This is a genomic window from Solirubrobacter deserti, from assembly GCF_027587175.1.
Taxonomy (GTDB): Bacteria; Actinomycetota; Thermoleophilia; order Solirubrobacterales; family Solirubrobacteraceae; genus Solirubrobacter; species Solirubrobacter deserti.
In genome coordinates, this window is the sequence record NZ_JAPCID010000019.1 from 63,925 (window position 1) to 77,358 (window position 13,434).

The window sequence follows — 13,434 nt, forward strand, 5'->3', positions numbered from 1 at the left end:
CCCGACCCACCGCCCGCGGATTGCGGCGCGTCAGCGCTCATACGAACCGTCGACCCAAGGTGACACCCCGCGGTCGCTTCCGGGGGTTCCCCCATGGTTGGCGGGCGCTCGCTCCAGGACCGTGCGCGGTGAGACCTCTCTCCCCCATCACACCGGAGGTGTGGCATGCAGCATCGCATCGTTCTCGCGGCCCTCGTGACGTCACTGTCGCTGGCCGTCGCCGTGCCCGCACAGGCCCAGGCCCAGGAGTTGCCCGAGTGGCCGCCGTGTGGCCCCGTCCAGGTCGTGATCAACGGCGACGGCCTGCCCAACAGCATCCCCGGCTTCGGGTCCAACGACCTGATCAACGGCTGGGACAACGACGACGAGCTGTGGGGCGCCGGCGGCAACGACATCCTCAACGGCGGGCGCGGCGACGACCTCCTCCACGGCAACGCCGACAACGACTGCCTCAACGGCGAGGAGGGCCACGACAAGCTCGAGGGCGGCGAGGGCCACGACCGGCTCAACGGCGGCGTCGGCAGCGACTCGCTGTCCGGCGGCAACGGCAACGACCGGCTCGCGGGCGGGCCGGGCGCCGACTTCATCGACGGCGGCCCGGGCTTCGACGTCTGCGACGTGGACGCCGCCGACGTCTGGGTCAACTGCGAAGTGCTGATCTAGCCGTACGCCGGCGCCGCGCGCGCTCGGGCGGTCGTGCTCCCGCGAGCCGCCCGAGCCGCGCGGCGCTCTGCGAGCCCGGCTCGGGGTGGAAGACCACGAGCGTCAGGCCGTCGGCGCCGTCGATCTCCAGCTTGGAGACGCCGAGGGTGAGCTCGCCGACCCGCGGATGGTCGATGCGGACGGGCTCGCTGCGCGGCGGGCGCACGTCGTGACGCGCCCACGCCGCGCGGAAGGCCTCGCTGGCACTCGAGAGCTCATCGACGAGCTCGGCGGCACGGGGATCGTCGACGAACCGGTCACGCAGCGCGGCGACGCAGTCATCCGTCCAGCGCGTCCAGTCGGGATGCAACGCCTGGTCGGCGGGATCGAGGAAGATCGACCGCAGCCGGTTCTCCCCCACCCGGACGGTCGGGATCAGCGCGGTCACGAGCGCGTTGACGGCGAGCACGTCGAGGCAGCGACCGGCGACGAACGCGGGCAGCCCGATCGTCTCGAGCAGCTGGAGCGTCGCGGGGGGGACCGCCTCGGGCGACGGCGGACGCCGGCGTCGCGGCTGCGGCCGGGCCAGCCGGTGCAGGTAGGCCGTGGCCGTGTCGTCGAGCTGTAGCACGCGGGCCAGCGAGTCCAGCACCGGCGGCGACGGGTTGCGATCGCGGCCCTGCTCGAGCCGCAGGTAGTAGTTCGCGCTGACTCCGGCGAGCAGCGCCACCTCTTCGCGACGCAGCCCAGGCACGCGCCGCCGCCCGCCGGCCGGCAGGCCGACGACCTCGGGTTGCACCACCTGCCGGCGCGCTCGCAGGTACTCGCCGAGCCGGTTGCCGTCGTCCATCCCCCGAGCGTAGAGGGCGCCGGGCCGCCGTCGGTGACCCTGTCACTCCCACCCTGCGCACGGTCCTTGAGGGCCGGCCGCGGGCGGCCCACGGTGCGGGCATGACGAACCTTGCAGGCGGCACCTGGACCATGGGCGATCTGACGGTCACGCGCTTCGGGTACGGCGCGATGCAGCTGGCCGGGCCGGGCGTGATGGGCCCGCCGGCCGACCGGGAGGAGGCGATCGCCGTGCTGCGCGAGGCGGTCGCGCTCGGCATCACCCACATCGACACCGCGGACGCGTACGGGCCCGAGCTCACCAACCGGCTCATCCGCGAGGCGCTCTCGCCCTACCCCGACGCGCTGCACATCGTGACCAAGGTCGGCGCGCACCGCGACGCGCAGGGCGGCTGGCCGCCCGCCCGCGAGCCGGCGCAGCTGCGCGCGGCCGTCGAGGCCAACCTCGCGCACCTCGGCCTCGACGTCCTCGACGTCGTCAACCTCCGGCTCGGCGACGCGTCCGGGCCGCAGCCGGGGTCGCTCGCGCGGGCGTTCGAGACGCTGGCGGAGCTCCAGCAGCAGGGCCTGATCCGGCACCTCGGCGTGAGCAACGCGACGCCCGAGCAGGTCGCCGAGGCGCAGTCGATCGCGCCGATCGTGTGCGTGCAGAACCGCTACAACCTCGCCTACCGTCACGACGACGACCTGATCGACGCGCTCGCCGGGCAGGGGCTCGCGTACGTCCCCTTCTTCCCGCTCGGCGGCTTCACCCCGCTGCAGTCCGAGACGCTGGCCGCGGTCGCCGCCCGCCTGGACGCGACGCCGCGGGCGGTCGCCCTCGCGTGGCTGCTGCGGCGGTCGCCGAACGTCCTGCTGATCCCCGGGACGGCGTCGGTCGCCCACCTGCGCGAGAACGTCGCCGGCGCCGGGCTCGTCCTCTCTGACGCCGACCTCGCCGAACTCGACTCGATCACCGGTGTCAGTGCCTAAGCTGGTGAGGTGGCCACTGAAGATCCGCGCCCGCTGACCGGCGAACCGCTTCCGCTCGACCTGCTCAACACGACCTGGATGACCGGCGACGGCCTGCGCGACCTGCTGGCCGAAGAGGCCGGCACGCGGCTCTGGCTCGACGGCCACGGCTTCACGGACGCGCCGGCCGACGCCGGCCCGCTGCGCGAGACGCGCGAGGCGCTGCGCGCGCTGCTGCTCGACCGGGGCGCGGTCGCCGGCGTGAACGCGGTGCTCGCGCGCGGTGGCGAGCGGCCGGTGCTGCGCGCGGGCGGCGCGGTCGAGCGCGCCGTCGACGCCGCGCCGGAGTGGCGCGTGCCGTGGGCGTGCGCGGCGCAGCTGGTCGGGCTGCTCGAGTCGCACGGGAGCCGCGTGCGGCCCTGCGCGAACGACGAGTGCGTGCTGTGGTTCCTCGACACCTCGCGCCCGGGCACCCGCCGCTGGTGCTCGATGGCGGCGTGCGGCAACCGGGACAAGGCGATGCGCCACGGGCGCGTTCGTCACCGTTAATTCGGGTGATACCGGTTAATTCGTGTATGGTGGTGAGCATGACCGCTCTCGCCACCACGTTCGCCACCGGCCACGTCGGCCTCAACGTCACCGACCTCGACCGCAGCGTCGGCTTCTACCGCCGCGTGTTCGGCTGGACCGAACGCGGGCGCGGCGACGGGTACGCCTTCCTCGGCGACGACGCGCGGCTGATCGTCACGCTCTGGCAGCAGTCGGCGGGCGAGTTCTCGGCGGCCGCGCCCGGGCTGCACCATCTGTCCTTCCAGGTCGACTCGGTCGAGGACGTGCAGGCCGTCGAGGCGCGGGTGCGCGAGGCCGGGCTGCACCTCTACCACGACGGGATCGTCCCGCACGCCGAGGGCGCGTCCAGCGGCGGCATCTTCTTCGAGGACCCCGACGGGATCCGCCTGGAGGTCTTCACCGGCGCCGGCGTGCACGGCGAAGCGCCGGCCGGCGAAGCGCCGACCTGCGGCTTCTTCTAGGCCGTGGGCTACCACGCCGGGGAGCTCGCCGTCCAGGCGCGCGCCGGGGTGATCGACCGGCCCTTCGGCGCCGAGCCGGCGATGCCGGAGGTCGCGCGCACGTTCCTGTCCGCCCAGCCGTGGATCGCGCTGGGCGCCGAGGACGCCGGCGGGCGCGTGTGGGCGAGCCTGCTCTACGGCGCGCCGGGTTTCGTCACCTCGCCCACGCCGGACGTCGTCCACGTGGCCGCGACGCCGCTCGCCGGCGACCCGCTCGCCGGGGCGCTGGACGGACCGGTCGGCGGGCTGGCGCTGGAGCCGAGCACGCGGCGCCGGATGCGCCTCAACGGCGAGGCTTCGAGCAGCGCCGACGGGACGACGATCCGGCTCGAGCAGGTCTACTCGAACTGCCCGAAGTACATCGCCACGCGCGAGGTCGAGGCGATCGTGCCCAACGCGGCGCCGGCCCGGGCCGCGAGCACCGCGCTCGACGCGCGCGCCACCGCGCGGCTCGCGGCCGCGGATACGGCGTTCGTGGCCACGCGCGGCCCGGACGGGTTCGACGTCTCCCACCGGGGCGGCCGCCCCGGCTTCCTGGCGGTGGATGACGAGCGCACGGTCAGTTGGCCCGACTATCAGGGCAACCGCATGTTCAACACGCTCGGCAACATCGCGGCCGACGGCGCCTGCGGCCTGACCGTCGTCGATCCGGAGGACGGGACGACGCTGTACGTGAGCGGGCACGCCGAGATCCTGTGGGAGCGGGCGCGAACCGTCCGGCTGACGGTCGCCGCCGTGGTCCGGCTCGAGCATGCGGCGCCGCTGCGCTGGCGGCTCGAGCGCCCCGCGCGCAATCCTCCGGTCGGCGCGGCATAGACCTCGGTCGGGGTGCGGCGGCCGGGGCGCGTGCTTCCCTGGCCGCCGTGCCCGCGACCGCCCTCGAAGACCGCGCGCTCGGCCCCGACCTCGCGCGCGGGCTGATGCTGTGGTGCATCGCGCTCGCGAACGCGCACCACTTCCTCGACGCGCCGCGCGTACTCGGCGGCTACCCGGTGCGCAAGAGCCCGGTCGACGAGGCGGTCACGTGGGTCATCGCGACGTTCGTGGACGGGCGCGCGTTCCCGCTGTTCGGGCTGCTGTTCGGCTACGGCGTCGCGCAGGTCGTGCGGCGCCACCCGCTGCGCGCGCGCAACGTGCTGTTCCGGCGCGCGCTGACGCTGATCGCGATCGGCTTCGCGCACGCAATCCTGCTCTACATCGGCGACATCGTCGCGGCCTACGGAATGCTGCTGGCGTTCGGCGCGTGGGTCGTGTTCTGGCGCGACCGCTGGCTGCTGCTGTGGGCGGCGGTCTTCTTCGTGCTCACGGCGCTGCCGGCCGGCGGCGCGCTCGAGTCCGCGCTGGAGGGACCGTCGGCCGCCGAGCTCCCGCCCGACGTCCCGACGCTGCTCGTCGAGCGCCTCCCCGCCCAGCTGGTGATCATGTTCCTCGGCCCGATCGGGTTCGCGTGCCCGTTCCTGATCGGCCTGTGGGCCGGCCGCCGGCGGTGGCTCGAGCGGCCGCCGCGCGCGCTCTGGGTCGTCGCGCTGGTCGGAATCGCCGCGGGTGTCCTCGGCGCGCAGCCGCTGGCGCTCGTCCTCGCCGGGTTCGAGCCAGTTCCGTCCGCGGGCGACTACGGCCTCATCGCGGCGCTGCACACGCTCACCGGGACGCTCGCCGGCGCGGGCTACGCCGCGGCCATCGCGCTGCTCGCGACGCGCGTGCGGCGCGGCCCGGTGATCGGCGCGCTCGCGGCCACGGGCCAGCGTTCGCTCACCGCCTACCTCGCGCAGTCGGTGGTGTGGGCGCTTGTGTTCACGCCGTTCCTGCTCGGCCTCGCGAGCGAGCTGTCGGTCGCCGCCACCGCACTGCTCGCGACGCTCACCTGGCTCGCCACCGTCGCGCTCTGCGTCCGGCTCACGCGCGCCGGCCGGCGCGGCCCGTTCGAGACGCTGGTGCGCCGGGCGACCTATGGTCGTGAGCATGACGCTGCGCGACCGCATGAAGGCGTACGAGCATGAGCACCGCACGGCGCTCCCGTCGCGCACCTGGACGGTCGTGCGGCTCGACGGCCGCGCGTTCAGCACCTGGACGGCCGGGCTCCCGCTCCCGTATTCGACGCGCCTGATCGGCGCGATGGGCCGCGGGATGGCCGAGCTCTGCCGGGAGCTGGCGGGCGCCGTGATCGGCTTCGCGCAGTCCGACGAGATCTCGCTGGTGCTCTCGGACTTCGCCCGGCCGGGCACACAGGCGATGTTCGGCGGCGGCGTGCAGAAGCTCGTGTCGGTGTCGGCGTCCATCCTCACCGCGCACTTCGCGCGCAGCTTCGGCGACCGCGAACCCGCCACGTTCGACGCGCGCGTGTTCACGCTCCCCGACCGCGACGAGGTCCGCAACTATCTGCTGTGGCGCCAGGCGGACGGGCGCAACAACGCGCGGCTGATGCTCGGGCAGCGCGGCGGGGACGTGCGCACCGCCGATCCGCGGTTCCTGCACGGGCAGGTGTGCCGGCGCGAGGAGGCGGGCTGGACCGTGCGCCCGGCGCCGACGCTCGACTGTCAGCCCGGCACGTTTCTCGACTCGGTCATACCTTCTGACCCGGTCGTGGCGTAGGGTCCCGCCGCGTGCGCAAACGCGACCTCAAGGACCGGGCGACGATCGAGGCGGCGGTGCAGCGCGTCGCCGACGAGTACCTCAAGGACCCGAACATCACGTCGGTCGGCGTCGGCTACAAGGTGGTCGACGGCCGGCCGACCGACGAGCTGGCGCTGCAGTTCACGGTCTCGACCAAGTTCGAGCCGCAGAGCCTGGAGGGCGCGACGACGCGGCCGATCCCGGAGACGCTGACCGTCAACGGGATCCGCTTTCCCACGGACGTCGTCGAGCGGCGCTACACGCCCAACCCGGTCGCGGTGGGCGCACAGGAGAAGACGGACCGCAAGCGGCGGCTGGACCCGATCGTGCCCGGCGTCAGCATCGGCGCGGAGAGGGTGAGCGCCGGGACGCTCGCGTGCCTCGTGCGCGAGACCGCGACCGGCGAGACGCGGATGCTGTCGAACTGGCACGTGCTGCACGGCGTCGGCGGCGAGCTCGGCCAGCGGATCGTGCAGCCGGGCGCGTTCGACGACAACCGCGTCGCCGACAACGGCTGCGGCCGGCTCGTGCGCTCGTTCCTCGGGCTCGCCGGCGACTGCGCGATCGCGAGCATCGAGGGCCGCGGCGCCGAGGAGCCGATCCTCGAGCTCGGCGTGCCCGTGCGGCGGCTCGGTGATCCGGAGCTCGGCGACCGTGTCGTCAAGTCCGGCCGCACGACGGCCGTGACGTACGGCGTCGTCACGCGGCTGCACACGATCACGCGACTGACCTACGGCGAGGGCGTGGAGGAACGGATCGGCGGCTTCGAGATCGGCCCGGACCCGGAGCAGCCGGCGGTCGGCGGCGAGATCTCGATGGGCGGCGACTCGGGCTCGGCGTGGATGGCGCTCGACGACGCCGGCAAGCCGACGGACATGATGCTCGGCCTGCACTTCGCCGGTGAGCCCGACAGCGACCCGGGCGAGCACGCGCTCGCCTGCTACGCGTCTTCGGTGTTCGGCAAGCTCGAGATCTCGCCGCTGGAGGCGCCCAAGGGCGATCCGGACGTGCGCGGCTTCTTCACCGTGCACGCGTCCGGCAGCGGCTACGACGCCGCGTTCCTCCCGGGGCATGCCGTGCCGGTGCCGGTCGCCACCGCGGACGTGGAGAAGGACTACGCGCCCGTGCAGGAGGGCGGCGAGGGCCCGGTGCGCCACCTCACGCACTTCTCGCTCGCGATGAGCGCCTCGCGGCGCTTCTGCCGCTGGGTGGCGTGGAACGTGGACGGCAACGCGCTCCAGCAGCTCTCGCGCACCGGCATCGACTTCAAGCGCGACCCCGCGTTCCGCGCCGAGCATCAGGTCGACGACGACCTCTACAGCCACAATCGCCTGGACCGCGGCCACATCGCGCGCCGCCGCGACCTGCTGTGGGGCACGCGCGAGGAGGCCACGCGGGCCAACGCCGACTCGTTCTTCTTCACCAACATCGCGCCCCAGCTCGACGACTTCAACCAGTCCGCCAAGCACGGCATCTGGGGCCAGCTCGAGGACGCCGTCTACGAGGACGTGTCGGTCGACGACCTGCGCCTGGCCGTCCTCGGCGGGCCGATCTTCAAGCGCAACGACCTCGAGTACCGCGGCGTGCTGGTGCCCCGCTCGTACTGGAAGCTGATCGCCTACGCCGAGGACGGCGCGCTCAAGGCCAAGGCGTACGTGCTCACGCAGGACGACCTCGAGGGCAAGCTCGAGTCGCTCGGCCTGGAGCCGTTCAACCTCTACCAGGTGGTCGTGCGCGAGCTGAGCGGCCTGACCGGCCTGGACTTCGGCCCGCTGACCGCGGCCGACACGATGGCCCCGCCGCCGGGCGGCACCGCCCAGGCCGTCACCGCGCGGCCGATCGGCGGGCGCTCAGAGATCGTGCGCTAGTTCGCGCGTGTCGTCGAGCACGCGGCAGAGCGCGTCGACGACGTCCGGGTCGAACTGCGCGCCCGCGTGGCAGCGCAGCTCGGCCAGCGCGAACTCGCGCCCGGGGGCGCGGCGGTACGGGCGGTCGGAGGTCATCGCCTCGAAGGAGTCGGCGACGAGGATGATGCGCGACTCGAGCGGGATCTCCTCGCCGGCCAGCCCGTCCGGGTAGCCGCGGCCGTCGATGCGCTCGTGGTGGTGGCGGACCCAGCGCGCCTGCTCGGGCAGGCCCGCGGACTCGACGATCTCGGCGCCCAGCACGGCGTGCTGCTTCATCACCTCGTACTCGGCTTCGGTGAGCGCGGCGCGCTTGTTGAGGATCGCGTCGGGGACGCCGATCTTGCCGACGTCGTGCAGCAGGCCGGCGAGGCGCATCCGCGCGAGGCGCTCGCCCTCGAATCCGAGCGCCTCGGCGATCAGCGCGCTCAGCTGCGACACGGTCTGGCAGTGACTGCGCGTGTAGGAGTCCTTGGCGTCGACGGCGTGCGCGAGCGCGGCCGCGAGCGTCTGCGTGTGGTGGTCGTCGACCGTGGGCGTGACCGTGCCGGGGTCCAGCTCCTGCGTGTAGACGAGCGCGCGCTGATGGGTGCGCTTGGCGGTCAGCAGCGCCATGTCGGCGTCGTGGATGAGCGCGTCGCGCGCGACCAGCGTCGTGGTCGCAGCGATGCCCGCCGTCGCGCCCGGGAAGGCCTGGTGCAGCCGCTGCGTGAACTCCAGCGCGCCCCACGTGTGCGCGTCCGGGAGCAGGACCGCGAACTCGTCACCGCCGATGCGGTAGGCGGTGTCCGTCGCGCGCAGCGTCTCGCGCAGCGCGTCGGCGAGCTCGCGGATCCGGCGGTCGCCCGCCTGGTGGCCGTGCGTGTCGTTGAGCGTCTTCAGGTTGTCCAGGTCGAGCAGGACGAGCGCGAGCGACGAGCCCGTCCGGCCCGCGCGCTGCAGCTCCCGCGCCAGGTCCTCGTGGAAGACCCGGTGGTTGCGCAGCCCGGTCAACGGGTCGCTCGACGCCATCTCGCTCAGGCGCTTGAGCTCCTGCCGCCGTGCCTCCTCGAGCCGGCGCCGGTGCTGGCGCAGCAACCACCACAGCGCGCCGAACACGAAGCAGGCGAGCACGATGATCTGCCGCCCGCCGTCCACCACGCGCTTCTCGCCGGCGTAGGCGCGGATGCCCAGCTGGTGCGCGCGCACGCCGGCGGCCGCGCTGCCCGCTTCCAGCGCGTGCTGGATGGAGCCCGCGAACGCCGCGGTGGGCTGCGCCTCATACGCTGCGTGCAGCTTCTGGATCCGCTCGACGCGCGCACGTTCCGCGGGATCGAGCGCGGCCGCCGCAACGAGCGCCTCACGCACCGCATCGGCCTTGGACGCCCGCAGCGCCGCCTGCGCCTGCTCGTAGACGGCGTTCACCTTCGCCGTGTCGAGCGCCTGCTTGGACGTCTCGGCGGCCCGGTTGAGCTCGACCACCAGCATGACCGCCCACGCCAGCACGACGAGGACGCCGGACCAGACGAAGAGCGACAGCGGGGAAAGGCGGCGAAGCACAGCCTCCGGGGAGATCGCCTGACCGGTCGGGATGCTGAGCGTCGAGGACCGAATGCTGACAACGGCGTCAGCGCACGTGCGGCAGCTCGTCGAGCTCGGGCAGCGTGACCACGCTCTCCTGCTCGTTCGGGTCCGTACGCGCGATCACGGCCTCCAGGGTCTCGTCGCTCCGATTCATGGGGAGGTGGGGCACGCCCGCCGGGATGTGGATGAAGTCGCCGGCCTCGACCACCGCGTGGTGCTCGAGGCGCTCGCCCCACCAGAACTCGCCACGCCCGCTGATGACGTAGATCGCCGACTCGTGGTCCTGGTGCAGGTGCGCGACGGCGCGCGCACCCGCGGGCATGCTCAACCGATGCAGGCACAACGCCTGCGCGGCCGTGTTCTCGTTGGAGATGCCGGCGCCGTACTCGAGGCCCTGGCGGCCGGCGTAGTCGCGCCGGGGCGCACCACGCTGCACTCGCTCGTGTCAACGGTCATGTCCGACCAGACGTCGCTCGGCGCGTGGGCATTCCTCAGGCTCGACGCAAGCTCAGTGGTCCTTCTTGCGCAGGTGCAGGACGGTGACGACGATCGCGCCGACGATGATGCCGAGGATCGCGGAGGCGATCGTGTTGGTCAGCCACCCGGCGACGCCGCCGAACGCGCCGAGGGCGTCGTGGACGTCCTCCTCGAGGTGGTGGACGAAGTCGTAGAGGAAGTGGACGCCGAGCTCGTCCAGGCCGACGAGCAGGATGTGGCCGCCGACCCAGAGCATCGCGATGATGCCGACCTTCGACAGCACCGAGAGGACGATCGGCATCGCCTTGACGAGCCCGCGGCCGAGCGACTCGGTGCCGCCGCCGCGCTGGGCGAGCTTGAGGCCGACGTCGTCCATCTTGACGATCAGCGCGACGACGCCGTAGACGCCGACCGTGATCGCGATCGCGACGAAGACCAGGATCAGCGCGCGCGAGACGAACGGCTCGTTCTCGACCTCGTTGAGCGCGATGACCATGATCTCGGCGGAGAGGATGAAGTCCGTCCGGATCGCACCGCCGACGAGCTTCTTCTCCTCCTCGGGGCCGACCTCGGCGGCCGGCGCGTCCTCCTCGTGCCCGTGCTCGTGCGGGTGCACCAGCTCCCACAGCTTCTCGGCGCCCTCGAAGCACAGATAGGTGCCGCCGATCATCAGGATCGGCGTCAGCAGCCACGGCAGGAACTGGCTGAGCAGCAGCGCCGCGGGCAGGATGAACAGGAGCTTGTTGCGCAGCGAGCCGACCGCGATCTTGCGGATCACCGGCAGCTCGCGGTTGGGCTTGAAGCCCTGCACGTAACGCGGGGTGACGGCGGCGTCGTCGACGATCACGCCGGCGGCCTTCATGCTCGCGCGGCCGGCGCCGGCGGCGACGTCATCGACGGAGGCCGCCGCGAGGCGGGCGATCATGGCAACGTCATCAAGGAGGGCAGCAAGTCCGGCGCTCATCGCGCTGCACCGTACCCGGTGGACCCCGCGGATGACTCACAGATCCCTCATCCGCCGCGTTGTCTGGGCATGGATCTGCAACTGAACGGCCAAGTCGCCGTCGTCACCGGCGCCTCGAAGGGCATCGGGCTCGCGATCACGCGGACGCTGCTCGCCGAGGGCATGCGCGTCGTCGCGGCTTCCCGCGGCGACTGTCCCGAGCCCGACGCGCTGCACGTGGCGGTCGATCTCACCGAGCCCGAAGCGCCCGCCCAGCTCGTCGCCGCGGCGCTGGACACCTACGGGCGCCTCGACGCGGTCGTCAACAACGCGGGCGGCCCGGTCCCCGGCAGCCCGCTCCCGCACGCCGGCTTCCTGAGCCGCGGCGACGACGACTGGCACGGCATCTTCGAGCTCAACCTGCACGCGGTCGTCCGACTCTGCCGCGCCGCGCTCCCGGTGCTGGTCGAGACCGGCGGCGCGATCGTCAACGTCTCCTCGGCCAACGCGCGTCAGCCGTCGCCGTTCAACGTCGAGTACTCGGCGGCCAAGGCGGCGCTCACGAACCTGAGCACGGCGCTGAGCGAGGAGTTCGCACCACAGGGCGTGCGCGTGAACACGGTCTCCCCCGGCCCCGTGCTCACGCCGTGGTGGACGGCGCCCGGCGGCGCGGCGGAGCGCTTCGGCGCGATGGTGGGCGCCGACGCCGAAGCGGTCCTGAGCACCGTCGGGCCGCAGATGATGTCGATCTCGACCGGCCGGCTCGCGGACCCGCAGGAGATCGCGGACGCCGTCGCCTACCTCGTCTCGCCGCGTTCGGCGAGCACCACCGGCACCGATCTCGTGGTCGACGGCGGCCTGCTCAAGACGGCATAGGTTCCCAGTAGGCCTCGACGATGTAGCCGTCGGGGTCACGGCACTTGACGCTGACGTAGTCGGGCTCGTCGAACGCCTCGACGAGCTCGACGCCGTCCGCTTCCAGCCGCGTCCGGTGCGCGAGGACCGCCGCGCGGCTGTCCAGCGCGACGCCGAAGTGCATCCACGTGGGCGGCTCGATCGGCCCTTCGCTCGGCCCGAGCGCGAGCGCGAACCCGTCGGCCGTGTAGAGCATCAGCACGCTGTCGTCGTACAGGCGCGCGGGGCGGGCGCCGAACCCGAAGTAGGCCTCGTAGAACCGTTGCGAGCGCGCCTGGTCGCGGACCGGGATCGCGAGGTGGTTCATGGCCGCAACGCTAACCGATCAGCGTCGAGCGTCGGAGCAGCGCGACCGCCGCACCCACCGCCGCCGCGGTGCCCGCCACGAGCGCGGCGGCCTCGAACGACGCGCTCTCGACCAGCGCCCCGCCGAGCGCGTTGCCGACCGCCATCCCGGCGACGATCCCCATCACCATCGCCGCGAACGCCTCGGTCACCGTGCCGGCGGGCGCGACGGTGTCCAGCAGCGTCGAGCCCACCACGGTCGTCGGCGCCATCAGCAGCCCGCACACGAGCAGCACCGCTGCCAGCACCACGTTCGAGTCCGCCACCGCGAGCAGCGCGAAGCCCCCTCCGAGCCCGAGCAGCAGCGCCGGGAAGCGGGCCGGCAGCGCGCCCGGCCACGTGCGCGCGCCGTAGATCAGCCCGCCCACGAGCGCGCCGGCCGACAGCGCCGCGAGCAGCACACCGCCCGTCTCCGCCGCCCCGCGCGCGTCCGCGTAGGCCGGCACGGCGACCTGCACGATCCCGACCGCCATCCCGAACGCGACCAGCACCGCGAACACGGTCCGCATCCCGGGCGCGCCGAGCGGGCCGAGCCACCCCACGTCGTGCGGCGTCCCGCGCCACCCCCGCGAAGCGCCCGTGCCAGTGAACGCGAGCGACGAGCCGACGCCCAGCCCGCCCGCCACCAGCACCGCGACTTCCGGCGAAGCGACCGCGGAGATCCCCGCCGCGACCGCGGGCGCCGTCACCACGGCCACCTCGAACACGACCGCGACCAGCGCGTACGCCGACGCCCGCAGCTCCGGGTCGGCCACCAGCATGTTCCACAGCGAGCGCATAGCGGCCGGCAGCTGCGGGAGCGTCGCGCCGCCGGACAGCGCCAGCAGCGCCAGCAGCCACACGGGCGCGCCCGCCGTGGCTGCGAGGACCAGCGCAGCCAGCGCCGGCAGATGCCCGGCCGCCGCCACCCGCAGCACGCCCGTCTGCCCGAAGCGGTCCATGAGCCGTCCCTGCGCGACGGCGCCGAACGCGTTGGCCAGGCTGAACGCGCCCACCACGAGCCCGGCCGCGCCGTACGAGCTGCCGGAGTCGCGCACGAGCAGCAGGATCGCCAGCCCGTACATGCCGATCGGGACCGAGCCCAGCGTGGAGGCCAGCAGCGGCGCGCGCACGCCGCGGATCGCGATCAGGGTCCGGTACCGGTTCAAGCGCCTTAGGATGG

Annotated in this window: 15 protein-coding genes; 9 read left to right on the plus strand and 6 right to left on the minus strand. The window is 73.4% G+C overall.

The genetic code is table 11. The features are described 5' to 3' along the window. The first annotated feature begins 165 nt into the window (after nt 1–165). On the plus strand, nt 166–663 hold the full coding sequence (locus OJ962_RS15095) for a calcium-binding protein (RefSeq protein ID WP_202953451.1): 498 nt from the start codon (nt 166–168) through the stop codon (nt 661–663). On the opposite strand, the gene OJ962_RS15100 is transcribed toward OJ962_RS15095, so the two are convergent. Next, nucleotides 641–1,492: a helix-turn-helix domain-containing protein gene (locus tag OJ962_RS15100; RefSeq protein ID WP_202953450.1), complete on the minus strand. Its 852-nt coding sequence runs from the start codon at nt 1,490–1,492 to the stop codon at nt 641–643. The genes OJ962_RS15095 and OJ962_RS15100 overlap by 23 nt on opposite strands. Nucleotides 1,493–1,593: 101 nt before the next feature. Between OJ962_RS15100 and OJ962_RS15105 the strand changes: the two genes are divergently transcribed. The 7 genes from OJ962_RS15105 to OJ962_RS15135 are packed head-to-tail and all read left to right on the plus strand — an operon-like array spanning nt 1,594 to nt 7,993. Next, nucleotides 1,594–2,463: an aldo/keto reductase family oxidoreductase gene (locus OJ962_RS15105; RefSeq protein WP_202953449.1), complete on the plus strand. Its 870-nt coding sequence runs from the start codon at nt 1,594–1,596 to the stop codon at nt 2,461–2,463. Between the two features lie 9 nt (nt 2,464–2,472). Continuing rightward, on the plus strand, nt 2,473–2,991 hold the full coding sequence (locus OJ962_RS15110; RefSeq protein WP_202953448.1) for a CGNR zinc finger domain-containing protein: 519 nt from the start codon (nt 2,473–2,475) through the stop codon (nt 2,989–2,991). Between the two features lie 38 nt (nt 2,992–3,029). Then, nucleotides 3,030–3,473, plus strand: coding sequence for a VOC family protein (locus OJ962_RS15115; RefSeq protein WP_202953447.1), 444 nt, complete (start codon nt 3,030–3,032; stop codon nt 3,471–3,473). 3 nt (nt 3,474–3,476) lie between these two features. Then, nucleotides 3,477–4,328 carry a pyridoxamine 5'-phosphate oxidase family protein gene (locus tag OJ962_RS15120; protein ID WP_202953446.1) on the plus strand — a complete coding sequence of 284 codons (852 nt, stop codon included), beginning with the start codon at nt 3,477–3,479 and terminating at the stop codon, nt 4,326–4,328. 47 nt (nt 4,329–4,375) lie between these two features. Further along, a complete protein-coding gene (locus tag OJ962_RS15125) occupies nt 4,376–5,512 on the plus strand; it encodes a DUF418 domain-containing protein (protein ID WP_202953445.1) in 1,137 nt (378 codons plus the stop codon). Next, entirely contained in the window at nt 5,475–6,104 is a 630-nt protein-coding gene (locus tag OJ962_RS15130; RefSeq protein WP_202953444.1) for a tRNA(His) guanylyltransferase Thg1 family protein, read from the plus strand. Before OJ962_RS15125 ends, OJ962_RS15130 begins: the two co-directional genes overlap by 38 nt. An 11-nt stretch (nt 6,105–6,115) precedes the next feature. Continuing rightward, on the plus strand, nt 6,116–7,993 hold the full coding sequence (locus tag OJ962_RS15135) for a DNA/RNA non-specific endonuclease (RefSeq protein WP_202953443.1): 1,878 nt from the start codon (nt 6,116–6,118) through the stop codon (nt 7,991–7,993). On the opposite strand, the gene OJ962_RS15140 is transcribed toward OJ962_RS15135, so the two are convergent. The 3 genes from OJ962_RS15140 to OJ962_RS15150 form a co-directional block, all read right to left on the minus strand. Beyond that, nucleotides 7,976–9,568 carry a diguanylate cyclase gene (locus OJ962_RS15140; protein WP_202953442.1) on the minus strand — a complete coding sequence of 531 codons (1,593 nt, stop codon included), beginning with the start codon at nt 9,566–9,568 and terminating at the stop codon, nt 7,976–7,978. The genes OJ962_RS15135 and OJ962_RS15140 overlap by 18 nt on opposite strands. 67 nt (nt 9,569–9,635) lie before the next feature. Next, entirely contained in the window at nt 9,636–10,028 is a 393-nt protein-coding gene (locus OJ962_RS15145; protein ID WP_202953441.1) for a cupin domain-containing protein, read from the minus strand. Nucleotides 10,029–10,100: 72 nt separating this feature from the next. Next, entirely contained in the window at nt 10,101–11,033 is a 933-nt protein-coding gene (locus OJ962_RS15150) for a DUF808 domain-containing protein (protein WP_202953440.1), read from the minus strand. Nucleotides 11,034–11,102: 69 nt separating this feature from the next. Between OJ962_RS15150 and OJ962_RS15155 the strand changes: the two genes are divergently transcribed. Then, on the plus strand, nt 11,103–11,888 hold the full coding sequence (locus OJ962_RS15155) for an SDR family NAD(P)-dependent oxidoreductase (protein ID WP_202953439.1): 786 nt from the start codon (nt 11,103–11,105) through the stop codon (nt 11,886–11,888). On the opposite strand, the gene OJ962_RS15160 is transcribed toward OJ962_RS15155, so the two are convergent. Both OJ962_RS15160 and OJ962_RS15165 read right to left on the minus strand, forming a co-directional pair. Further along, nucleotides 11,875–12,234 (minus strand): VOC family protein, encoded by a 360-nt coding sequence (locus OJ962_RS15160; protein ID WP_202953438.1) that lies wholly within the window; start codon nt 12,232–12,234, stop codon nt 11,875–11,877. The genes OJ962_RS15155 and OJ962_RS15160 overlap by 14 nt on opposite strands. Before the next feature lie 10 nt (nt 12,235–12,244). Beyond that, a complete protein-coding gene (locus OJ962_RS15165) occupies nt 12,245–13,420 on the minus strand; it encodes an MFS transporter (protein WP_202953437.1) in 1,176 nt (391 codons plus the stop codon). Nucleotides 13,421–13,434 lie beyond the last annotated feature (14 nt).